Source organism: Coleofasciculus sp. C1-SOL-03 (genome assembly GCF_040220555.1).
Classification (GTDB): Bacteria; Cyanobacteriota; Cyanobacteriia; order Cyanobacteriales; family Coleofasciculaceae; genus Coleofasciculus.
Genome location: NZ_JAVJUO010000141.1, coordinates 22,328 through 44,464, shown reverse-complemented (window position 1 = coordinate 44,464; position 22,137 = coordinate 22,328). Strand labels below are relative to the sequence as shown.

The window sequence follows — 22,137 nt, the reverse complement described above, 5'->3', positions numbered from 1 at the left end:
TTTAGGTGTGTTCATTGTGGCTACCTTGCCCATGCTGACCACAATGCGGCACACAACTTGGAGCTTTTAGGCTCGGCGGGAGTTTATGGTCTCCGTTCCTACTTAAGTTCAAAACGTCAAAGTTTTGGATAACCATCGTCTCCTAACTCATCCAAGTAAATCCGTTGAACCCTGGTAAACAGTTCCCGAAATTGTAATGGTTGTTCTCGTTCAATCCGGCGAGTCGGATAAATGACGACAACCCGCCAAGGACAAGAGGGTTTATCTTGTCTCAAGTAGAGAAAGAGTTCAGCAAATATACGATAGTATAAATCCTCATCGGGTTGAAACTGAACTTCGACGACATATAAGGGATTTTCGGGGTTTTCATTCTTGGGGAAAAATAAACCATCAAGTCGAAATGCCAGTTGTTTGATTTCACGGGACGTGAATTGATAGGTTGTTGCTTGTTCTGTTGACTGATTAATCAGTTCAAAGAAGATACTGGGAAATTCTTTAAATAGGCTATAGAACAGGGTATCAGTTTTCACTTTCTCCTTTGGCTTTCCATCGCACCGTTGACAACGGCTACTATGCCACCCTAGGCGTGCAAAATTCCTATCAGGATTATCTTGACTAATTTAAACAAATATGTATAGACCGAGAAAAAACAGCGCGATCGCACTTCTTTTCAGGTAGCGAGTCCACTTCTCGCCTTTAATTGTGTCTACCTACTGATCAGGGATTGAAACGTTCAAATTGTACTGATTACAAGTCGCGATTAACTCATCGATATAACGCGATCGCACCGAGTCAGGGACGATGATTTGACAGTCTTTGCCATATTGCTTCACCTCCCGCAGAAACCAAAACGTACTCGATACGCTTCTCACCACCCGCCGCACTCGTGGCTGATCCGGTAACCAGTCATTTTCCTGATCCTCGCGTCTGGCTTGATAGGCAAAAGCTAACCCTCTAAATAGATGCATTTCCACCTCAATCTGATCCAAATTGCGTCGCCATTGTCCCTTAATCGGCGTTATCGCGGCATCTTGAATCCGATCCAATCGCAAACTCCAGTTATGCTGTAACTCCGGAATATCCAGGTTTCCTTCGGTTTCTTCACACCAGCAATCGAGGTACTGACGTTTTTCGTGGAGATTAATTTTGCCATGGCGAATCGTAAACTGCCATAAACGCCCTGGGGCATCTTGATAGGATAACTCAAAGGGATGCTGGCGGCGCAGATAACTGTCAATCTCTATCCGCCACGGTGGGGGTAAATTATCGACAAACCCTTCAATTTTGCGGCGTAGGGGAATCGAGAGTTCGCTGCGTTCGAGTAATAATTCTGCCACAATCCGCGCTTGTTCCATCTCGCCGATGTCGGTTAACGCGCCAATTACCCGATCTAACGCCTGGATGCGACTCTCTGCCCAATCCTGATTCGGTAATACCAATAACTGACGACGGGCGATCGCTTCTACGAGTTTGGAGATATTGGCACGCTCTCCCCATAAGATACCTAATTCTAGCGCGATCGCTTCCAGTTCGGCTTTGTCTCGTGCGGATAGGGAGAGGGTGATCGACTGACCTTTACGACTCATCGAATTTATACGGACACTTTATCCGGATAGTGCGGCTCATTTTCTATTTTGAGTGTCATCATGGGAAATAACAAGACGTTACGGACACTGTTTTAAGGATATGTCCGAGTATCAAATTACGCTCAAACCCATCTATTCTTGTCCGGCTGAAAAAGTACCCGAAGGGATTAGCTTACCCAAAGGCTGGTCATCCCTTTCGGGACATCAAGTGGAAACTTTAGCGGCAATACGGAACCCAGAGATTGATGTTATTTTTAACACCGCCATGACTGGAGATGGGAAAAGTTTAGCCGCTTATTTAGATGTCCTGCAAGGGAGAAGTTATGCCATTGGACTCTATCCTACCAATGAACTTGCCCGTGATCAAGAACTCCAGATTCGCGGCTATATTGACAGCTTCCAGCCTGGGAATGACCCCCGTGTTGTGCGATTATCTGGGGCAGACTTAGAACAATATGCCGAAAATAAAGGACTAATAAAAAGCGCCGCGATCGCCTCTCGTAGCGGTCAGGCGGAAGTGTTACTCACCAATCCCGATATTTTCCATTATTTACATCGCGGGGCGTATTTGGTGAAGGGGGATAGTCCGGATCGGTTATGGGGGCGGATTGATAAGGATTTTGACCTGTTTATATTTGATGAATTTCACGTCTTTAATCCGCCCCAAGTTGCCAGTATCATTAATACCCTGTTGCTAATTCGCTGTACCAATCGCCGCAAAAAATTCCTATTTCTATCCGCGACACCAGAACCGCCGTTAATTGAGCGATTGAAAAAAGCCGGATTCCGGGTCGAACTAATTAACAATACCTATCAGTTTCCCGATGCCGTAGACCAATGTCAACAATTAGAACAGCAGCATTGGCGGCAAGTTTCTCGGTCAATTACGCTCAACTTTATCCCCCTCGCCCCCTCATTTAACGCCTCGGAAGCCTGGATAGTTAACCATTTCGCGTTAATTTTAGCTCAGTTTCAGCAGCATCCAGGGAGTAAAGGGGCGATAATTCTCAATTCTATTGCGGCTGTGAAGCGACTGGTACCCTTTTTGCGGGAACAGTTGCAGCCCTTGGGGTTAACGGTGGGGGAAAATACCGGGTTATCGGGGATAGGAGAAAAAGCGCGATCGCTGGCGGCGGATTTAGTCGTTGGTACGAGTACGATTGATGTCGGCGTGGATTTTAAGATTAATTTCTTAATCTTTGAGTCCGCTGATGCGGGGAACTTTATTCAACGATTGGGGCGGTTAGGACGCCATCAGGGGTATGACAGAAATGGTAAATTTGTCAAGTTTAAAACCTTTACCGCTTATGCCTTAGTCCCCAACTTTTTAGTCGAACGCTTGTTTACTGGGGAAGTACCACCATTATGCCCCACTGGAGACTATGATCGCTCGTTTTTGCATCAAACCATTGTCGAAAATTATCGCCAGATTAACGACTTTCGCGGCTATTATTCCCGCTGGGGGGCAGTTCAGTCCTGTTTCTTAGCGTATCAGTTACGCGATCGCACGATTCAGTCTCAGTATGCCCAGAGTCGGGAAAAGTTTTGTCAACTCAGCGAAGCCGTATTTAATACCCAATTGAAGCGAGTGGCGGGGCGGATTCGGGGATGGGCGCAAGACTGGCAAAAAATATCTGGAAAGAAAGGCAATCCCATCGCTGAAGATGCGGCAAGTTTTCGCGGCGTGAGTTCCTTGCAATGTGGACTCTATGATTTAACTGAGGACAATCCCGTTGACCGATTTAAAACCTACAACCTACCGGGAATTCTGAGTAACCTAGAGATTGAATGCTGGACAAAAGCCGGATTTACACGGACACTTCAGCAGACAGCCAAAGATACTGGACAACCGATTGCCAAAGGGCGGTTTGAATACTGTCTGGGGTTTATGAAACTGCACACCTATCGGGAGGAACGATTAAACTGGCGGTTTACCTATCCAGGAGACTTACAACCGATTGCAGAGGCGTTCAAGGTGCAGGTACTCACCGGGATTCAAGTTTGGCAACCCGATAACCCTTGGGTGGGTGCAATTAACCAACGGTTACAAAAGCAGGGATTAGTCAGTTATGTACTGGGTTGTTCCGTCGTAGAAGTGAGGCGGCGATTACGCTTACCGATGCACTTTCAGATCTATCCCATCAGCGACCAGTACAGTATACACGAAGCAACAGCCCCTTATGCGATCGCGTTAGGTCAATCAGCATTATTACTGGATACCTTAGCCTATCGGTTGCGGGGGGAGGGAGGAGAAATATGGATTGCGTAAGCTAGATTCGTTCGTAGTTGCGCTTTAGCGCCATCAACGCCGAAACGCTGACGACAAACTTTGTGTGTGATTAATTCAACTTCATTTACTCTCAAAATGCAGCAAAATCAACCCACAATACAACAACTCAAGGAACTATCGTCCCAACTTCCAGAAAAACTTCCTTACTTAAAAATGCTCATTCTATTTGGTTCGAGGGCGACAGGAGAAACCCATGATGATAGTGATTGGGATTTTGCCACCCTCTATGATCCAAATCTCCGCAAATCTCATATTGCTAACAATGCCTTTAAGGGGTTTGAAGTTCCCTTAATTCTGGATCAAATTTTTGGCATTAACAGCGATATCATTGATGTCGTTGAACTGAATACCTGTCCGTGGCTGCTGGCTCATTTTATCGCCCGTGATGGCATCCTCATTTATGAAAAAGACGCAGGAGGATTTGAGTATTTTCGTTTGACATCCTTGAGAAGTGAATCAGAATTAAAACAGTTTCGCCAAGACCAACGTCAGCTTATTGATATGGAATTACAAAAGTGGGGTGTATGACTAACCTAGATACTGAAGTTATTTTAGTGAGACTTCGGTTAATCGCTAAATATCGAAATGCTTTAGAAGAGTTTCGGTCGATCAGCCTCAATGAATACTTAGCGGATTTTCGACAACAACTTATCGTGGAAAGGCTTTTACAGTTAATGGTTGAAGCTGCGACGGATATTAATAAATATATTTTGGTACGGCGCTATCAAATTAGCACAGTAAAATACACGGAGGCATTTATCGAAGCTGGACGTCAAGGTATTATCACCGCCGAATTAGCCAGCGAACTGGCACAAGCAGCGGGAATGAAAAATATTTTAGTACATCAGTATAAAGATATAGATAGCACTATAGTTTTTGCTACCCTTCCAAAGGCTTTAATTCAATATTAATTGTATATCAAACAAATTACAGATTATATCAAATCATTAGAGTCGGAGGTCAACAATGAATGAGCAAACAACTCTCGCAAGAATTACAGTCAATCCCCAAATTTTTGGCGGTAAGCCAATTATTCGGGGTCGTCGTTTAGCCGTTGAACACATTCTCGGAATGCTGACAGCAGGTGATACCGTCGAGACATTGTTAGCCAGTTATTCATGGTTAGAACCGGAAGATGTACACGCTTGTTTACTCTATGCGCGTCGGTTCATTGCTGATAATAACGTTTGACTTTTATCTATGGAGTGATCAAAGCTAACCAAGGTGCGTTACGCTTCGCTAACACACCCTACAAACTACAAACAGCAAATAGACAAGAACCGTAGGGGCGCACCGACGTGCGCCCTGTTAGAAAAGGACAGAAGGATTAAAATAAACAGAGGTAAACCATGACGAAAAAATCTCAGCAATTTAACCAGTTATCTCTATTCGATATAACCCCAGAACCCGATGATAATTGGCTAGACGATGACGACTTAGGCTTTAATACAGAACCCTCAAATCGCACCATTGAAACTCCCCAATCCTTACTCACCCTAAACTTACTGCGAGACGCGATTCAAGCACAGAATCCCAATGACCCCGTGATGCGGGATTTTGGTGAGTATGTTTTACCCAATCTCTTACAATTCGCCATTGGCGTCACCGCCAAAGGGGGCAAATTCTTTGATTACTTAGATCAACAGCGAGAAGCCGAAGGGAAAGAAAAAGTACGCCGAGACAATGCATCCGATCAATCTCTCAATACCCATTTACTCAATGGCTTATTTCCCGCCAATTTAATTGAAAAGCGACTCGAAACCTTAAACACAACCGTTAAACGAGTTGTGGGAGAACTTGAACGCCGCTTAGTCATCGCCGCCTTTATTCTCCATGACTTTGAAAAGTTCCCCGATGTCCCCAAAGATTGCCGGAAATTGTCCCTAGACGAACATCAGCAGATTATTGATCAGAAAGTTCGCCAACTGGGATTAGATTCCTTAATTAATCCAGACAGTCCCGACACCTATTCTGAGTATATTGATGATTTATTATGCATGGCGTATAATGCCCAACGACGCTGGGATACCAACTGGAATTTCTCTGAATATGGACTCAATCCAGTCTTGCGCGATCGCACGCTGCGCTGTTTGTCTGAGTTAACCTGTCTGGCTGACTCGTTGGCGTCGATTGTTAAGCATCCGCAAGACGCGACAAATCCTAGACTTCAAGAACTTATTCACAGTCTTAGTGATGGACAACTGATATTTACTTATCACAGTATTGCCGAGAATCGTGGCGTATTAACCAATGTGGTGAATAATGCCTTAATTCAGATTCATCAGACACATCCAGATATTGAACCCTTACTCTATTTACCTACCGGGGTTATTTATTTGGCACATCGCCACGCGCCTGGGATTTCACTAGCGGGTTTACCGGATAAGGTTGTCGCTAGGATTAAATCGCTGTGTCGGGAACAATTGCGCCTGAGACAAACGGGATTTGGGCGTGATGGGAAGGGACTGAAATATGCGGACTATTATCAGTTATTTTTTGATGAGTCTGGGTTAATGGAGGTAGCTTTAGATGCGACGTTGCGGATTTTAAATCCGAATAAACCCTCAGTCGCCAAGAGTCGCAGTGATCACCTGGTTAAGTTTCAGCAACAGGGAATCTTATCCGCCGATTATGATTTTAAATTTGGCGATGATATCCGCATTGATCAATTAGCCGAATTTGGTGATTTAGTCAGTCGTAAGATTTGGGGGGAACGGGTGAGTCAAATTGAAGCGGCGCGGAAGCAGGATAAGCAGTTACCTGAACTTCCCCCTCTGGATTTAGTCCATAAACTGGCGGAATATTGGCATCTGGGTGAGTATTTGCCGCCAATTCGGGAGATTCAGCAGATTAATCAACGATTGAAGCAGAATAAATTAAAAGGAAATACAGGCGGTGTTCCGTATGAATGGTATTTTTTGGCGGCGAAATATCTGCAACAGCATCCAGGGTTGGAAACCATTCGCGAAACGGGGGAGGAGTTAATTGCCTATGTGACGCAGTTAATTCAACCTCTGGTATCTGAATATCCATTACCCGATGGCTGGGATGATTTAAGGCTTTGGCTGGAACGGGTGGTGATGTTACCCAGTCATCAAGATGACAAGGCGACTGTTGATGTCTTTTTAGCGGAATTGGCGACGTATCAAGCGGCGAAGAAATCCGGGCGAGGGCGTCAGTTAATCTGTTCGATTTCCCATTCTCCCTATACGGTAACGGAACAGATGGAATCGGCAGTTTTGTTTACGCCGCAGGTATATACGAATAAGCAAATGCTGGGCGGTTCTAATGCTAAACGGAATATCTCTAGTATTGCTGGAATTGAGATGATGTTGCGGCAAATCTTGATGAACCAAACCCAGGCGGTAGGTAAACGGTTTGAGGATGGGAAATATCGCTATCTGTATTTTTATCCCACCTATTATTTTACGCCAGAGACGAATAAATTCCTGCAAAAAGCCTATAGTGGGATTGCCCAAACCCGATTTAATACCCAGATTCGCAATCATTTTATTAGTCAGGAGTTGAGGGCTGATTTCAGTCGTCGCCGTTATCAGAGTGTGGATATGTTTCTGATTCAAAACACCCTTGAACCGGGACGCGATCGCACGTTTAAATTGGCATATCCCGATGATCAACCGATGACATTTTACTTCATGGCAATCCCACCGGGGCGCGAGAGTACGGATACGGAGTCGTGGGTAATGCCCAGTTGGTTAGCGTTAGCGTTTCCGATGATTCTAGATGTAAAAACGGTGGTGTCTGAGTCTCCCATTCCGCCGTTTACTGATGGCGCGGCGTTTGAAGAGACAGTTTTTCTGGATAGTACACCCCCAGCATTTCGGGCTTTAGTGAGACGCGATCGCTTCCGCTTAGATTATATCCTAGAAGGCTGGACAGAAAATGGAATTCAGCATTCTGCACCATTGAATGTGCTGACGGCGGCGTATGCGATTCATCTGGATGTTAATGCTAAAGCTGGTAAGTCTGGGTATGACCCAAATTGGGGCAAATTAACCGAACTGGCGAATGAGTTTGAAACCAGTCCGTTGTCTGTGTTTAGTTATCTCAACCGCTGGGTGCGTCGCCATAGTCAGGATACCGCCCCGTTAAATAAAATTCGCCTCTATGCCTATCAGTTTTACCCTTGTTTTGACCCATATACTTATTATGATTCTAATCAGGAGGACTTAATCGTGACCGAACAATCGAGTCTCAATCATCCTAAACGGTTGATGGAACTGTATCGCCAATTTTATCGGGCAAATAAGCGCTATAATCCTAAAGCCAATGCGGTGTTAAAACCGATTGATATTGCCGCTGATACGATTCTCAAAGCTGATACCACGGTATTTCAGGGGGAAGCGTTAGTAATGGCGGTAGCGGCGGAAGTGTTTAAACTGATGGATCGGGTTCACGGGTCAACGGCTGAGGGGCGTTGGGTGATGAGTCATCGGGAAAAAGAACGGGAGGCAATTATCGAATTTGCCCACTACTTTGTGGTGGAAGTTTTTGAGAACTCATTTCGGTGCGATCGCGCCCGGTTAGCTGGGCGACAACTGAATTTAATTCGGGATACTTGTGAGTTCTTGTATCGTCTGGAAGATGACAAGGAAAATCGTCAGCGCCAGGAGGAATTAACTGAGGATGGAGTGAGTAAAACCTTAGATTAATTCATGAAAAAACTATATTTTAACGCCGAGTTAAACGCAGAAAAATGCAGAGGAATATAGCCGTAAGCACGTTAGATACCCCCAAATGTACAAATGTAGGGGCGCAAGGCTTGCGCCCTCCCTCACCCCTGTCCTTCATCAGAAACACTTTAACCGGGCAGGATTAATGACCTTTGGTTCAATGATTCATCACTACTTAGGAGAAAACTAATGCCATTTCTGAAAACTATCGACACGAATCTATTTCATTCAGAACTTCCCTACAAGCCGATGGGAAAATACGCTCATTTTCTGACTATTCGGATTACTGAATCCTACCCTCTGTTTCAAACTGATGGCGAACTGAATAAGGCACGAGTTCGGGCAGGGATTCAAGATAAGAATACGATTAGTCGCCTCTCCATGTTCAAGCGGAAACAGTCTACCCCAGAACGCTTAGTCGGGCGAGAGTTACTACGAAACTATGGTTTAATTACGGCAGACGAATGTGAATATAATGTCAGTTTTGCTATGGATAATCCCGACTGTATTATCTATGGATTTGCCATTGGAGATTCGGGTTCAGAAAAGTCTAAAGTTGTTGTGGATACTGCCTTTTCCATTACCCCCTTTGATGAGTCCCACGAAACCTTTACCTTGAATGCACCCTTTGAAAATGGCACCATGACATCGAAAGGAGAAAAGGGGTCTAAACCCGGAGAAGTCACCAGTCGAATTAATCAACAGGATCATATTCGTCCTCAAGTCTTTTTCCCCAGTATTGTCACCCTCAAAGATCCCACAGAATCCAGCTTTCTGTACGTCTTCAATACTATCCTCCGTACCCGTCATTATGGCGCACAAACCACCCGCACGGGACGAGTCCGCAATGAATTACTTGGGGTAATTTTTGCTGATGGAGAGATTACCAGTAATTTACGCTGGACTCAAGCCATTTATGACCAAATGAAGGCAAAGAATACGTTACCCACTCTTGACCCGTTAGATGAAGAGGATGTCATAGATGCTGCAACAACCGCGATTGAACAGTTAATGACTCAAGAATTTATTGTCCACACCGATTATATTGGCAGTGATTTTCAACCGTTGCTAAATGAGGTGAAAACCTTGGTCGGAAGTGAAGCCGGAATGAAAGCAATATTACAGCAAGCCGATGCGGAAGCCAAAGAGTATGCCCAAAAACACATTAGTTCTAAGAAAAAGGCGAAAGCTAAATCAACAAAATGACGTAGAGAGGCAAAGCTGGCATTGGCATCAACGTCAGTTCAACATGGTTCACGTTTAGATCCCCCTAAATCCCCCTTAAAAAGGGGGACTTTGAGAAATCTTTTGCTCCTCTCTTTTAAGGGAAACAGTGAGAAATATCTTGTTCCCCCCTTTTTAGAGAAAATGTTAACGTTGAGGAATCTCTTGTCCCCCTTTTTAGAGGAAATGTTAACGTTGAGGAATCTCTTGTCCCCCCCTTTTTAAGGGGGGCTAGGGGGGATCTCTTATTGAGTAAATTTCCCAATCCCCAATCCCCAACCCAGTAAACCCGATGACAATCCTTTATCGCTATCAAATTGAATTACACGATAGTCTTTATTTCGCCACTCGTGAAATAGGCAGACTCTATGAAACCGAACCCATACTCCACAATTATGCCCTCTCTTATGCTTTTGGATTAGTCGATAGTGAACGATATGCCACCACCGTTTCCCCAGAGGCATCTTATCGCTATTTTTGTGCCGAACAGGTTCCCCAGTATCAGGCACAGTTAACCCCGTTGAATCAACAAGGCATTTATGTCACACCCGCCCGTTCAATTGAACATACCTCAGTTCTCAATACCTGGAAATATGCCGATAATCGCTATCATGTGGAAATGAAGAAAACCCAGAAAAATATTCCCAGTTTTGGCAGGGCAAAAGAGATTGCCCCAGAAAGTCGATTTGAAGGCTTTGTGATTAGCCAAACTCCTTTAACCTTACCCAGTTGGATTCGCTTAGGCAAATGGGCAAGTAAGGCACGGGTGAAGATTATGGAAACCCAGAAAAGTCAGGTATCGACAGGAACGGAATCGTTTACATTTCCCTATCCGCTTAACCCACTAGATGTTATGTTTTGCCATCGGGTTATTAGTTATGACGTGATCAATATGCCTCCGGTTAGCTTGATTAAAATGGTTACCTTGCAGGGACAATACTACCGATTTAACCGTCTAAAAATTCCTGCACTGATGCAGTATCGTTTTAGTAAATAACCTAGATAAGGATACGGCAGTGCCGTACCCATGCAAATCAATATCCTAATAATTACAGATAAAACGAATGAACAATACAGATTACATTCCCATCGCCTCTCTCAACCAATATTCCTACTGTCCCCACCGTTGCTGGCGGATGTTTTGTGCGGGAGAATTTAGCGAGAATTACTATACCATTGATGGCACCAGTTTACACGATCGCGTTCACACTATCGGTGAGTCTCAACGGGAGGAAGTTTGGCAGGTGCGGGCGATTTGGCTGAAGTCGGAACAGTATCACCTAATTGGTAAATCGGATTTAATTGAGTCAGAATCTGGTGAACTCTATCCCGTGGAATATAAGCGGGGGCGGAAAGGGGAATGGGATAATGATGAATTGCAGGTGTGCGCCCAGGCGTTGTGTTTAGAAGAAATGACGGGACAATCGATTCATCGTGGCTATATTTATTATGCCCATTCCCATCAGCGACAATGGGTTGAGATTTCTGATGCATTGCGACAGGAAACTCTGGATACGATTAAATCGGTGACAAGGTTACTAGAAACTGGGGAAATGCCTAAACCGATTTACACTAAGCGCTGTAAAGGATGCAGTTTTTATGCCCAATGTTTACCTCAAGCTGCTAAAAAAGTGGGGCGATATCGGGAAGAGGAATAATGCTTGTAGTTGCGCTTTAGCGCCGCCAACTAAGAGGACTAAAGTCCTCACTACTAACAAAAAGGACAAATAATATGGGAACCGTTTACATCACCCAAGACGACTCAGCTTGTAGTCGGCGCTTTAGCGCCGCCAACTAAGAGGACTAAAGTCTTCACTACTAACAAAAAGGACAAATAATATGGGAACCGTTTACATCACCCAAGATGACTCAGCTTGTAGTCGGCGCTTTAGCGCCGCCAACTAAGAGGACTAAAGTCTTCACTACTAACAAAAAGGACAAATAATATGGGAACCGTTTACATCACCCAAGACGACTCATTTATCGGCAAAACCGATGAACGCCTTAGCGTCAAAGCCAACAAACAGAAACTCTTAGATGTCCCCCTGATTAAAGTAGATGGGATAGTCGTATGCGGACGGGCGACGGTATCGCCAGCCGTGGTTACTGAACTCTTAGACCGAAAAATTCCCCTCAGTTTTATCACTGGAACCGGGAAATATTTGGGACGATTGGAACCGGAACTGACCAAAAATATCTTTGTTCGCCAAGCCCAATGGCAAGCGGCTGGAGAATCAGCAGCAGCGCTGCATCTTGTCCAGGGATTTATTCGGGGAAAGCTGAAAAATTATCGCACTCTACTCAGTCGCAATCAGCGCGAATATCCAGAACTGACGTTAAAATCAGCCATCACTCAAATTAGTAAGGCGATTACTTCCCTAGACAAAACCAAGACAATTAATTCCTTGCGCGGATTAGAAGGGGCGGGAAGTGCGGCATATTTTAAGGTGTTTAATCAGCTTATTCGCGCCGAAGGGTTTAAGTTTCGAGTCAGACATCGCCCCGCTACCGATCCCGTGAACTCGTTATTAAATTTTGGCTATACTCTGCTGCGCCATGATCTGCAAAGTGCTGTGAATATTGTCGGATTTGACCCCTATTTAGGCTACCTTCATTGCCAACATTATGGTCGTCCCAGTTTAGCATTGGATGTGATGGAAGAGTTTCGCCCTTTAATCGTAGATGGGACAATTCTCAAGGCGATTAATTCCCGGATACTCAAACCGGATGATTTTGTCAGCGAACCCCTGAGTGAGGTGGTTTACTTATCTCCAGACGGGCGGCGGGAGTTTCTGAAGTTATACGAACAAAAGAAACAGTCTACGTTTAAGCATCCAGTGTTAGGGCGCAAATGTACGTATCAGGAGGCGTTTGAAATCCAGGCGCGACTGTTGGCGAAGTATTTAATGGGTGAAATTGACAAGTATCCACCGTTAGTGTTGTATTGATGATGTATGTTGTTGTGACCTACGATATCCCGGAAGACAAGCGCCGGACGAAAATACACAGTATTCTTAAGTCTTATGGGCAGTGGATGCAGTATAGTGTGTTTGAGTGCAGTTTGAGTGATACCCAGTATGCCAAAATGCGATCGCGTCTTTCTAAGGTGATTAAGCCAGACCAGGATAGCATTCGCTTCTATTTCCTCTGTGGCTGTTGTCAAGGGAAGGTTGAACGCATCGGCGGCGAACCCATAAGGGATAATTCGATTTTCTTTGCTTAAATCCGAGAAGGGGTAGGTGTTTTCTCAGGCTGTGGTGATTAATAGGCTGTATCCCTGATGGGGTCTGGGTTTGAGGACACCACCCCGAAGCTGAGGGTCTCGGAAATATTGAAACGCTTACTGGGAGAGGGTTTTAGATGTTTTTTTGAGAGACCTCTTGCTAGCTCGAAGTCTGAAATGGTATATTAGATGGAGTCTCTCGGAATCGAACCTTGAAAACTATATACAGTAAGCGTTTCAGAGGTCGGCAGTCGAAATCCTCTATAATCCCTATCAGGGATTGGAACAATTCTTCGCCCTCAAAGGATTAGCCGCACTCCTGTCGAAATCCTCTATAATCCCTATCAGGGATTGGAACTGCGGTGCCAACCCTCGGCGCCGGCTCAAAACTGGGTCGAAATCCTCTATAATCCCTATCAGGGATTGGAACGAACTAAACTCCGCTAGACCATAGGGCAACATCGGTCGAAATCCTCTATAATCCCTATCAGGGATTGGAACTATCTGCTCTAGCGAGTTACAATCTCAGCTTTTCGTCGAAATCCTCTATAATCCCTATCAGGGATTGGAACGGGGCAGTTGCTGGAGTACCTGGCATAATGCCAAGTCGAAATCCTCTATAATCCCTATCAGGGATTGGAACTTTAGATTTAAGGATAGATGTGCCTCCTGATGAGTCGAAATCCTCTATAATCCCTATCAGGGATTGGAACTCGATAAATTTCGCCCGTTCCATTTCTTAGTGTGGTCGAAATCCTCTATAATCCCTATCAGGGATTGGAACATCTCCTGTGGGATAATCCCGTTACCAAGCATTTGTCGAAATCCTCTATAATCCCTATCAGGGATTGGAACCTAGTTTTTCAAATGCGATCGCACTTCACCACCGGGTCGAAATCCTCTATAATCCCTATCAGGGATTGGAACGAATTTTTGCGAGAGAGGGCGATCGCTTCTCATGTCGAAATCCTCTATAATCCCTATCAGGGATTGGAACCAAAGTCCGGAACCTGATTCTGCAACGCTAGGACGTCGAAATCCTCTATAATCCCTATCAGGGATTGGAACAGGCTGGGAACCTTCCTTCGCCGAGCAAATAAAGTCGAAATCCTCTATAATCCCTATCAGGGATTGGAACTCGAGAAGACTGCACCCCGCCCAATAAATGTTGAATGTCGAAATCCTCTATAATCCCTATCAGGGATTGGAACTTGCTGTTATCAAGCTACTCACAAGTGTGAGTATGGTCGAAATCCTCTATAATCCCTATCAGGGATTGGAACGCAGCATACTCTGCGTTATTGGCTTTTTCTTCAAGTCGAAATCCTCTATAATCCCTATCAGGGATTGGAACGAAACGATCAAAGTAGATTCAGACGTTGGGGGCGCGTCGAAATCCTCTATAATCCCTATCAGGGATTGGAACTTGCTTGCATCTGTTGCTGTTTCTTCGGCTGTTGTGTCGAAATCCTCTATAATCCCTATCAGGGATTGGAACGGGCGATTCCAGTAAAGCCAGATCACCTCTTACGGGTCGAAATCCTCTATAATCCCTATCAGGGATTGGAACCCATCTCTAAGTCATACTCTCCCCCAAATATATAGTCGAAATCCTCTATAATCCCTATCAGGGATTGGAACTTTTGTGCGCCCTAGACGCCCTAAAGTTTAAATGTCGAAATCCTCTATAATCCCTATCAGGGATTGAAACTTGCCACTTGCGCTTTACTTGTTTAAGAAGATCTGGTCGAAATCCTCTATAATCCCTATCAGGGATTGAAACACGCTCATAAGCGTCAGCTGCAACTTCAAAATAAGAGTCGAAATCCTCTATAATCCCTATCAGGGATTGAAACTGAAGAGGGTGCTGGGCGCGATCGCCCTGACGCCGTCAAAATCCTCTATAATCCCTATCAGGGATTGAAACTTTCATTGCGGATTTGACCTGCGGTTTGAACACGGTCAAAATCCTCTATAATCCCTATCAGGGATTGAAACGGGCAATAGCGGAAATCGTCCCGGCAAATGCTTCGACAGTCAAAATCCTCTATAATCCCTATCAGGGATTGAAACGATAACAAACATGACCAAGGATAATCTGTTATCTCGAATTTCAATTGATCCGACTATTTGCTTCGGCAAACCTTGCATTCGAGGACACCGCATTTGGGTATCTCTAATACTCGATTTTCTCGCCAGTGGGATGACCATTGATGAAATTCTAGAGGACTATCCGGGTTTAGAGCAGAATGACATTCTCGCTTGTATTGCCTATGGTGCAGAACTATCAAGGGATTCCTATGCTGAGATTCCTCTGGAGATGAATCGATGAAGCTGAAGTTAGATGAGAATCTCGGTAGTCGCATTGCCACACTGTTACGTTCAGCAGGACATGATGTAGCGACAGTACCGGGACAAGGCTTATCTTCAACAGCAGATACACAATTAATTGAAGTATTAATTGCTGGGTTGGAACAAGCAGAAATCGCTGGGAAACTGTGGATTATTCGACGGGGAGTGATTCAGGAGTATCAACCTGTTGAGCCAGAAGAGACAGATGAATGAAAAAAAAAGGGTCAAAATCCTCTATAATCCCTATCAGAGATTGAAACCTTTTCGGACTTCGGATTCCTCTAATGCTCGAATGTCAAAATCCTCTATAATCCCTATCAGGGATGGAAACTATGCCCCATAGCCTAATTCTCAACCTGCTTCCCCAATCGCCAATTCCACCACAGTTTCTCAGTGGACGCCATTTACACGCCCTATTTCTCAACCTGGTAAGTTCTGTCGATAGAAACCTAGGCGATTATCTCCACGAAGCCAAATCCGATAAAGCCTTCACCCTGAGTCCCCTACAACTTCAGCATCGGGGTGATTCAGCATCAGCAAACCTCCACTGGCAACACCATAAACCAATTCCCACAGGAACTCCCTGTTGGTGGCGAATTTCCCTACTCGATGATACCTTATTCAGTCAATTAACCCACCTGTGGCTAAACCTGAATCCCGAACAACCCTGGCATTTAGGTCCAGCTAACTTGCAGATTACCAGTATTCTAGGCACACCCCAAAAAGGAATGCCTGGATGTTGGGCAAATGCTCTCAGTTATCAACAATTATACGACCAAGCATCGACGCGCGATCGCACTCTGAATTTCGCCTTCTCTACCCCCACCGCATTTCGTCAGAGTAAATATGATTGTGCCTTACCCACCAGGGAGTTAGTCTTTAACAGTTTAATTAAGCGCTGGAATCAATACAGTGGCATAGAATTCCCGAAACCATTAGTCGATCATGTTTTCCCCAGTTTCTTTGACATTCACACCGAATTAGTTGCCGATTCTCGCAGTAAATTTATTGGCTGTGTTGGCGCACTCAATTTTCGGATTATGGGGAAACCTGAAGCAGAGGCGATTCAGCAAATTAACGCTTTAGCCGATTTTGCCCTCTATTCTGGCGTCGGGCGGAAAACGACAATGGGAATGGGGATGGTGCGGCGGATGAAGTCGTAAAGACGTTGCACCGGAATATCTCTACACATTGGTTATTTTGTCGGGGCGGGTTTAGGGATTAAATTCAACGATTTACCGATAAATGAGCAACAAAACCCGCCCTTCCCACCGATAAATAAACTGGATTCTCCACCCGCCTAATTTTATTAATCCCCCCTTTGAAAAGAGGAAACCATTGTCGGGGCGGGTTCAGGATTAAATTCAACTATTTACCGATAAATGAACAACAAAACCCACCCTCCCGCACCGATAACTTACTTTTGATAACGCCATTGTTTCGCCCGAACCACGCCAACTAATTTAATCCCACTCTCAATTTGAGCAAATCGCTGTTGTTTGACTGATCGCGCTGAACTCTCCTGTACGGCGGTTAAGCTAAAACTCAGGAGTGCCAAAATTAATGCTGTGGCAGTTAAGTTACAAGTAAATTTTATGTTAAACATTGCCCTGAAATAACCTTACTCAAGCACTGACAAGACTCTAGTACAAGAAGGCAGAAGTCCGCAGGCAGATGGCAGAAGACTATAAGGAACATAATGTAGCTGCTTTTAAGAAGCTTGTTAACTGGTTAGTTATTTCTGCCGCGCTGCCCTAGTGGAAAACTCTGCTATGAATTGGTGATGAAAAACCACCGAAATAAAACTAGATATCAATTAAAATCATAAACCAGAACCCCTCCTAAATAGCGTCCGTGAAGATACTGAAAATTTTGCTGTTACCCGATCAGCAATTGCACGTAGATCCACATAACTCTCTTCAAAAAGTAAAGATTTAATAAAGATTAGGGGGAATTTGCCGATCGCTTAAGCGACTCAGGCAGGAGAGTTATAGCAAAAGGCAGAATGCTCCAAGGTAAAAGATTGACTGGTCAAGGTTTCAGCGTTGGGCTTTGTCCTAATCGCCTGTCAAGTTCAGGTTAAACATGATCATTTCTGGTTAAAACTTCCAGTATGAATATAATACCCAAAAGCGTCACAATCAGAACAGATTCCATAACTAAATCTCCTGCTGTCGATACTTCAACAGTAGAAAAATATAGTTTTGTTTCGGGAGAATAATAGGTAACTCTTTTGATTGACTATTCAATAACCCATCCATCTCACCCAATCTGTAACGTTGGCGACATCTGGACTGGTACAGTTTGGCAATTGGCACTGTTTTCAGGGCGAAGTCATCATATCATGTCCGTCCCAACAGTTATTATTCCCTTGTACCTTGCAACCTTCCTCCTTCCCTTGGAACCCTTCTGCCTTCTGCCCTCTGCCTTCTGCCCTCTGCCTTCTGCCCTCTGCCTTCTGCCTTCTGCCTTCTGCCTTCTGCCCTCTGCCCTCTGCCCTCTGCCCTCTGCCCTCTGCCTTCTGCCTTCTGCCTTCTGCCTTCTGCCCTCTGCCTTCTGCCTTCTGCCTTCTGCCTTCTGCCCTCTGCCCTCTGCCCTCTGCCCTCTGCCCTCTGCCCTCTGCCCTCTGCCCTCTGCCTTGTCTCAACCGATAGTGTCAGTATTCCACCGGACATGATCTAGCCAATCCCCCATCGCCTCTGGCAAGGGAATTTTAGTGCGAGTGTTCGTGTCAATACAAACATGGCGAGTTAAGGCGGTTGTCAGGTGTCGTTGCGGTGAAGCAGCATCGACAACCCGATAGGTAATTTCAAACTTGCTATCGCTTAACCGTTGAGGTGTCCCATTAATCAGCAACTTGTCCCCACAAAACAGGGGCTGGAAAAAATCTATACTACTGTGGATAATTGGCACAGCCACAGCCGCGTTACTCAAAAATGTCTTCAGATTAATACCCGTCTGGGCGAGAGAGTCTTCATAGGCTTCGTGACACATCACCAAAACATTGGCAAAGTAAACGACGCCAGCAGCATCGGTATCGTGAAAGCGAACGGTGCGGTTATAGGTAAAGGACATGTATCAATTAGAATTCCCCAATGGCGGTTGACTCGGACGCCGTCGCTTTTTGTCTCGTCGTTGTTTCCAGTCCCGAATCGCAATCGCTTTTTTGGCGGCTGGAGTTCGATAATCCTGGCGATTACTCCCATCTTGATCGACTGAGGTGTTCGTTTTCGGCTGGGGTTGCTTAACTAAATACTGCGCCAGATCATCATAAGAGGATTTAAACTTAAGGTCTTGCAGAATCGGCTGAACCGAATGATAGCGATTCGTCAGCGATACATGGGTCATTTTCCGCAGCACTTGTGTAAATGGCTGACTAATATGCACCAAGCGTTCCCAGTATAAGGCACCCGTTTGGCGATCGCTGTCCAAATCCAGAGGCGCTTTTCCGGTTAACAAGTATAGACAGGTCATCCCTAGGGCGTAGATATCACTGGCAAATACCGGGCGCAGCGAAAACTGTTCCGGTGGGGCGAATCCGACGGTGCCGATAAAATGAGTGGAGGCGAGTTTCATGCTACTGTCGAGGGCTTGCACCAACTTGTCCTTAACCGCGCCGAAGTCAATCAACACCAGCCGACCATCATCTTCACAACGGATAATGTTTTGCGGCTTGATATCTCGGTGAATCACCTTATTGCGGTGAATATAGTCCAGTAGGGGTAGCATTTCCCCCAAAAACTGTCTGGCGGCTACCTCAGAGAAACGACCACTGCGCCTAACTAGCCGCGCTAAGGTGGAACCCCGCACGTATTCCTGAACCAGAAAAAATTCTCCCCCAGTCTCAAAGTAATCAAGTAACATGGGGATCTGGGAGTGACTACCCAGTTTGCCGAGAATTGTTGCCTCTCGTTCAAACCGCTGGCTAGCATTCTCCAAGGCTTTCGGGTCATCAACTTTGGGACAAAGTTGCTTAATCACGCACAGGGGTTGACCCGGTAACTCAGCATCCTTGGCGAGAAAGGTGACGCCAAACCCACCGCGACCCAACATTCGCAAGATCTCATAGCGATCGCAAAAGAGTTGATTTTGACCGCAAAGCTGACCAAGTTGGGTTTGCTGTAAAATTTCCGAGTGGAAGGAAGACAGGTTTCCCGGCGCAAAATTCATTTTTCTCGAATCAGATGGTACAAGCTCTCCAGCCTTCTCTTAGTTTAGGCAAAGATCTGATCTTTCTTCAAATTTACACGACGCCCCGATAAGTGGCACAATAGATATTTCCTATTCATGAATAAATGTAGGCGACTGGGGCGATTCACTTCTCTCCAAATAAACCGCAGATCGTTAAGATATAGAGCAGACGTGTAACGATGACTATGCATCCAAAACTACAAAAAGCTTTTGAATACCGCCAAGTCCTCAAAGTGATTAGTGGCTTGAATAACTTTGACTCCCAGCGGGTGAGTGCTACCGTTAAGGCGGCGGATCGGGGTGGGGCGACGTTTGTTGATATCGCCGCTGATCCTCATTTAATTCGCCTGGTTAAAGGGTTGACAAATCTGCCGATTTGTGTTTCAGCCGTAGAACCCCAGAGATTTGTCAGTGCGGTGGAAGCCGGGGCTGATTTGATTGAAATCGGGAATTTCGATAGCTTCTACGCCCAAGGGCGGCGGTTTGAGGCAGCAGAGGTTTTAGCCTTAACCCAACAGACGCGATCGCGCTTGCCTGATATTACCCTATCTGTTACTGTTCCGCATATTCTGACATTAGATCAGCAAGTGGAACTGGCAGAAAAACTGGTGCAAGCTGGGGCAGATATTATCCAAACCGAAGGCGGTACCAGCAGTCAACCTCGTTCGGCGGGAACCTTGGGCTTGATTGAAAAAGCGGCTCCCACGTTAGCCGCTGCATCGGAAATTTCTCGCGCCGTATCTGTACCTGTACTCTGTGCTTCTGGCTTATCCAGTGTCACTGTACCCATGGCAATTGCCGCAGGCGCGGCTGGCGTTGGCGTGGGTTCAGCGGTGAATCAGTTAGACAACGAAGTGGCGATGGTTGCGGCTGTCCGCAGTTTGGTGGAAGCCTTGGCAACGGTTAACCTGACACGAGTGGGCGTTTAAGTCATTCGAGTTCCCTCCCCTTGACAAGGGGAGGGTTAGGGAGGGGTTAATGGTTACCCTCTTTATCCTGAAGGGGTGACAAACTAAGTCAAAGGTAGGCAGGGTATGGGGTATGGGGTGTGGGGTATGGGGTAAATCGGTAAGGAACACAAAAGCCCATAAGAGGAGATAGGGTAAGGAGCAAGCGCTCTTTCTGGCGAGGCAACGCCGTCAACCAGAAGGACTTCAGGTTTCTAGGAATACTTGACTGGATAGGCATTTCCATCATTAATTGTTATCACAATAAAATTAGATAACCAAACTGCATAAGCACAATGAGTTGAGAAGTACGGATGGGTGGACTAAATACATCTATCCTGCGATGAAACTAAACCTGTTGACCATTGCTATCTGGCTGACTCCCCTGTGTTTAAGCTTTCCAGCTCAAGCAGAAAACCCTGAACACCTCAAGGAATTCTTAGAAACCCAAGAATGTATTGAATGTGACTTGAGTGGTGCGAATCTCAGTGGTGCAGAACTTCGGGGTGCTAATTTAGCCGGATCAAATCTCGCTGGCGCGAACTTCAGCAATGCAGATTTAACGAAAGCTTACTTGGTGAATGCGAATCTTCAGGGTGCTAATTTGCATTCTACTCGTTTGGTCGATGTTAATATGGCAAGAGTTAATTTGAACGATGCTGATTTGAGTGAAGCTAATTTGAAAGGGAGTAATCTCGAACGGGCAACTCTAGAAAATGCTAATCTCAGAAAAGCCAATTTGGATGCGCGGAGAAAAAGTCGGACTTTCCTCACCTTGGCTAATCTTAAAAATGCAGATCTTAGTTATGCTTCTTTGAAAGGTGTTTGGTTAATGGGAGCAAATCTGGAAGACGCCAATCTGACAGAAGCTAAACTGGGTAGTGATACCTATAAAGATGGGAACTGGGTCTACACCCATCATACCAATTTGATGGATGTAAACTTAGTCAATGCTAATTTAACTGGGGCAGATTTGGTTCATGCTTTTTTAGTCGATGCTAACCTACTTAATGTCAATCTAACCGGAGCAAATCTGAGTTATGCTCTTTTAGTTAATACTAAGCTCATCAACGCAAACTTGAGCAATAGTGACTTAGAAATGGCTAACTTGGAGAATGCAAATCTCACGGGAGCGAACCTCAGTAATGCAAATCTACTTAAGGCGTTCCTAGTGAATGCAAATTTGAGTGAGGCGAATTTGAACTCCGCTCGTCTTGTGGATATTAACATGAGTGGCGCTAATCTCAATGGTGCTGATTTAAGTGATGCTGAGTTGAGAAAATCGAATTTATGTGGGGTGACGATGCCAGATGGTTCTACCTCGAATACAGGTTGTGAAGCCAGTTAACCGTTGGGGTTAACAACTTAATTTCTTTTCCTTCAACTTCGCTAGAAGGGCGGGTTTAGTCACGTTATCGGTTTGAGTCAAACCCTGCTCGATCAAACCTGCCCCTACAGCCAATAGATAACAAATAGAAATAATTCGCAATAACTTATACTATAGATATCCTCTTATTTTACTACAAAATCAACAAAAAGCATCTAAACTTTCATAAAAATTGTTGAATTATCAACTAATATCTTAATAATTTGTGAATAAAAATTGCCAACTCTGAATTAACCGTCCTTA

At 45.1% G+C, this 22,137-nt stretch carries 21 protein-coding genes and 1 CRISPR repeat array; of the genes, 15 read left to right on the top strand and 6 right to left on the bottom strand.

Features of this window, described 5'->3' with window-relative positions:
• Nucleotides 1–116 precede the first annotated feature (116 nt).
• Nucleotides 117–530, bottom strand: a complete 414-nt coding sequence (locus tag RIE73_RS22595) for an Rpn family recombination-promoting nuclease/putative transposase (protein WP_446403331.1) — start codon at nt 528–530, stop codon at nt 117–119.
• 180 nt (nt 531–710) lie between these two features.
• Nucleotides 711–1,586 (bottom strand): WYL domain-containing protein, encoded by an 876-nt coding sequence (locus RIE73_RS22590; protein WP_446403330.1) that lies wholly within the window; start codon nt 1,584–1,586, stop codon nt 711–713.
• 100 nt (nt 1,587–1,686) lie between these two features.
• On the opposite strand from RIE73_RS22590, the gene cas3 reads away from it, so the two are divergent.
• From cas3 to cas6, 13 genes are all read left to right on the top strand, one after another.
• Nucleotides 1,687–3,855: a type I-D CRISPR-associated helicase Cas3' gene (cas3, locus tag RIE73_RS22585; protein WP_446403329.1), complete on the top strand. Its 2,169-nt coding sequence runs from the start codon at nt 1,687–1,689 to the stop codon at nt 3,853–3,855.
• A 66-nt stretch (nt 3,856–3,921) separates the two neighbouring features.
• Complete coding sequence (gene mntA, locus RIE73_RS22580) at nt 3,922–4,404, top strand: type VII toxin-antitoxin system MntA family adenylyltransferase antitoxin (protein WP_446403328.1); 483 nt, start codon at nt 3,922–3,924, stop codon at nt 4,402–4,404.
• On the top strand, nt 4,401–4,787 hold the full coding sequence (hepT, locus tag RIE73_RS22575) for a type VII toxin-antitoxin system HepT family RNase toxin (protein ID WP_446403327.1): 387 nt from the start codon (nt 4,401–4,403) through the stop codon (nt 4,785–4,787). Before mntA ends, hepT begins: the two co-directional genes overlap by 4 nt.
• A gap of 55 nt (nt 4,788–4,842) precedes the next feature.
• The gene (locus tag RIE73_RS22570) at nt 4,843–5,067 is read left to right on the top strand and encodes a DUF433 domain-containing protein (protein ID WP_446403326.1); all 225 of its coding nucleotides are present in this window, start codon (nt 4,843–4,845) and stop codon (nt 5,065–5,067) included.
• Between the two features lie 158 nt (nt 5,068–5,225).
• A complete protein-coding gene (cas10d, locus tag RIE73_RS22565; protein ID WP_446403325.1) occupies nt 5,226–8,549 on the top strand; it encodes a type I-D CRISPR-associated protein Cas10d/Csc3 in 3,324 nt (1,107 codons plus the stop codon).
• Nucleotides 8,550–8,759: 210 nt separating this feature from the next.
• Complete coding sequence (gene cas7d, locus RIE73_RS22560; RefSeq protein ID WP_446403324.1) at nt 8,760–9,776, top strand: type I-D CRISPR-associated protein Cas7/Csc2; 1,017 nt, start codon at nt 8,760–8,762, stop codon at nt 9,774–9,776.
• Between the two features lie 310 nt (nt 9,777–10,086).
• Nucleotides 10,087–10,791 (top strand): type I-D CRISPR-associated protein Cas5/Csc1, encoded by a 705-nt coding sequence (cas5d, locus tag RIE73_RS22555; protein WP_446403323.1) that lies wholly within the window; start codon nt 10,087–10,089, stop codon nt 10,789–10,791.
• A gap of 67 nt (nt 10,792–10,858) precedes the next feature.
• The gene (gene cas4, locus RIE73_RS22550; RefSeq protein ID WP_446403322.1) at nt 10,859–11,452 is read left to right on the top strand and encodes a CRISPR-associated protein Cas4; all 594 of its coding nucleotides are present in this window, start codon (nt 10,859–10,861) and stop codon (nt 11,450–11,452) included.
• Nucleotides 11,453–11,740: 288 nt separating this feature from the next.
• Entirely contained in the window at nt 11,741–12,742 is a 1,002-nt protein-coding gene (gene cas1d, locus RIE73_RS22545; RefSeq protein WP_446403321.1) for a type I-D CRISPR-associated endonuclease Cas1d, read from the top strand.
• Nucleotides 12,743–12,744: 2 nt separating this feature from the next.
• A complete protein-coding gene (gene cas2, locus RIE73_RS22540; protein ID WP_446403332.1) occupies nt 12,745–13,017 on the top strand; it encodes a CRISPR-associated endonuclease Cas2 in 273 nt (90 codons plus the stop codon).
• Nucleotides 13,018–13,267: 250 nt separating this feature from the next.
• Nucleotides 13,268–15,090: a CRISPR direct-repeat array (repeat unit 37 nt; unit sequence GTCGAAATCCTCTATAATCCCTATCAGGGATTGGAAC).
• 10 nt (nt 15,091–15,100) lie between these two features.
• Nucleotides 15,101–15,349: a DUF433 domain-containing protein gene (locus tag RIE73_RS22535; protein ID WP_446403320.1), complete on the top strand. Its 249-nt coding sequence runs from the start codon at nt 15,101–15,103 to the stop codon at nt 15,347–15,349.
• Nucleotides 15,346–15,582 (top strand): DUF5615 family PIN-like protein, encoded by a 237-nt coding sequence (locus tag RIE73_RS22530; RefSeq protein ID WP_446403319.1) that lies wholly within the window; start codon nt 15,346–15,348, stop codon nt 15,580–15,582. The genes RIE73_RS22535 and RIE73_RS22530 overlap by 4 nt, the downstream gene beginning before the upstream one ends.
• A gap of 119 nt (nt 15,583–15,701) precedes the next feature.
• On the top strand, nt 15,702–16,532 hold the full coding sequence (gene cas6 / locus RIE73_RS22525; RefSeq protein WP_446403318.1) for a CRISPR-associated endoribonuclease Cas6: 831 nt from the start codon (nt 15,702–15,704) through the stop codon (nt 16,530–16,532).
• 254 nt (nt 16,533–16,786) lie between these two features.
• Here the strand turns inward: cas6 and RIE73_RS22520 are convergent, their stop codons facing one another.
• From RIE73_RS22520 to RIE73_RS22505, 4 genes are all read right to left on the bottom strand, one after another.
• A complete protein-coding gene (locus RIE73_RS22520) occupies nt 16,787–16,975 on the bottom strand; it encodes a hypothetical protein (protein WP_446403317.1) in 189 nt (62 codons plus the stop codon).
• A gap of 757 nt (nt 16,976–17,732) precedes the next feature.
• Nucleotides 17,733–18,044: a hypothetical protein gene (locus tag RIE73_RS22515; RefSeq protein ID WP_446403316.1), complete on the bottom strand. Its 312-nt coding sequence runs from the start codon at nt 18,042–18,044 to the stop codon at nt 17,733–17,735.
• Nucleotides 18,013–18,444 carry an acyl-CoA thioesterase gene (locus tag RIE73_RS22510; protein WP_446403315.1) on the bottom strand — a complete coding sequence of 144 codons (432 nt, stop codon included), beginning with the start codon at nt 18,442–18,444 and terminating at the stop codon, nt 18,013–18,015. Before RIE73_RS22510 ends, RIE73_RS22515 begins: the two co-directional genes overlap by 32 nt.
• Nucleotides 18,445–18,447: 3 nt before the next feature.
• The gene (locus tag RIE73_RS22505) at nt 18,448–19,539 is read right to left on the bottom strand and encodes a protein kinase domain-containing protein (protein WP_446403314.1); all 1,092 of its coding nucleotides are present in this window, start codon (nt 19,537–19,539) and stop codon (nt 18,448–18,450) included.
• 200 nt (nt 19,540–19,739) lie between these two features.
• Here RIE73_RS22505 and RIE73_RS22500 point away from each other — a divergent pair, with 200 nt between their 5' ends.
• Nucleotides 19,740–20,489 carry a DUF561 domain-containing protein gene (locus RIE73_RS22500; RefSeq protein WP_446403313.1) on the top strand — a complete coding sequence of 250 codons (750 nt, stop codon included), beginning with the start codon at nt 19,740–19,742 and terminating at the stop codon, nt 20,487–20,489.
• A gap of 361 nt (nt 20,490–20,850) precedes the next feature.
• A complete protein-coding gene (locus tag RIE73_RS22495; protein WP_446403312.1) occupies nt 20,851–21,855 on the top strand; it encodes a pentapeptide repeat-containing protein in 1,005 nt (334 codons plus the stop codon).
• Nucleotides 21,856–22,137: the final 282 nt, after the last annotated feature.

What these genes read in the sequence shown, in the direction of transcription:
- RIE73_RS22590 (WP_446403330.1), bottom strand. Translation starts at nt 1,586, where the DNA reads ATGAGTCGTAAAGGTCAGTCGATCACCCTCTCCCTATCCGCACGAGAC.
- cas3 (WP_446403329.1), top strand. Translation starts at nt 1,687, where the DNA reads ATGTCCGAGTATCAAATTACGCTCAAACCCATCTATTCTTGTCCGGCT.
- hepT (WP_446403327.1), top strand. Translation starts at nt 4,401, where the DNA reads ATGACTAACCTAGATACTGAAGTTATTTTAGTGAGACTTCGGTTAATC.
- RIE73_RS22570 (WP_446403326.1), top strand. Translation starts at nt 4,843, where the DNA reads ATGAATGAGCAAACAACTCTCGCAAGAATTACAGTCAATCCCCAAATT.
- cas10d (WP_446403325.1), top strand. Translation starts at nt 5,226, where the DNA reads ATGACGAAAAAATCTCAGCAATTTAACCAGTTATCTCTATTCGATATA.
- cas7d (WP_446403324.1), top strand. Translation starts at nt 8,760, where the DNA reads ATGCCATTTCTGAAAACTATCGACACGAATCTATTTCATTCAGAACTT.
- cas5d (WP_446403323.1), top strand. Translation starts at nt 10,087, where the DNA reads ATGACAATCCTTTATCGCTATCAAATTGAATTACACGATAGTCTTTAT.
- cas4 (WP_446403322.1), top strand. Translation starts at nt 10,859, where the DNA reads ATGAACAATACAGATTACATTCCCATCGCCTCTCTCAACCAATATTCC.
- cas1d (WP_446403321.1), top strand. Translation starts at nt 11,741, where the DNA reads ATGGGAACCGTTTACATCACCCAAGACGACTCATTTATCGGCAAAACC.
- cas2 (WP_446403332.1), top strand. Translation starts at nt 12,745, where the DNA reads ATGTATGTTGTTGTGACCTACGATATCCCGGAAGACAAGCGCCGGACG.
- RIE73_RS22535 (WP_446403320.1), top strand. Translation starts at nt 15,101, where the DNA reads ATGACCAAGGATAATCTGTTATCTCGAATTTCAATTGATCCGACTATT.
- RIE73_RS22530 (WP_446403319.1), top strand. Translation starts at nt 15,346, where the DNA reads ATGAAGCTGAAGTTAGATGAGAATCTCGGTAGTCGCATTGCCACACTG.
- cas6 (WP_446403318.1), top strand. Translation starts at nt 15,702, where the DNA reads ATGCCCCATAGCCTAATTCTCAACCTGCTTCCCCAATCGCCAATTCCA.
- RIE73_RS22520 (WP_446403317.1), bottom strand. Translation starts at nt 16,975, where the DNA reads ATGTTTAACATAAAATTTACTTGTAACTTAACTGCCACAGCATTAATT.
- RIE73_RS22515 (WP_446403316.1), bottom strand. Translation starts at nt 18,044, where the DNA reads ATGTCCGGTGGAATACTGACACTATCGGTTGAGACAAGGCAGAGGGCA.
- RIE73_RS22510 (WP_446403315.1), bottom strand. Translation starts at nt 18,444, where the DNA reads ATGTCCTTTACCTATAACCGCACCGTTCGCTTTCACGATACCGATGCT.
- RIE73_RS22505 (WP_446403314.1), bottom strand. Translation starts at nt 19,539, where the DNA reads ATGAATTTTGCGCCGGGAAACCTGTCTTCCTTCCACTCGGAAATTTTA.
- RIE73_RS22500 (WP_446403313.1), top strand. Translation starts at nt 19,740, where the DNA reads ATGACTATGCATCCAAAACTACAAAAAGCTTTTGAATACCGCCAAGTC.
- RIE73_RS22495 (WP_446403312.1), top strand. Translation starts at nt 20,851, where the DNA reads ATGAAACTAAACCTGTTGACCATTGCTATCTGGCTGACTCCCCTGTGT.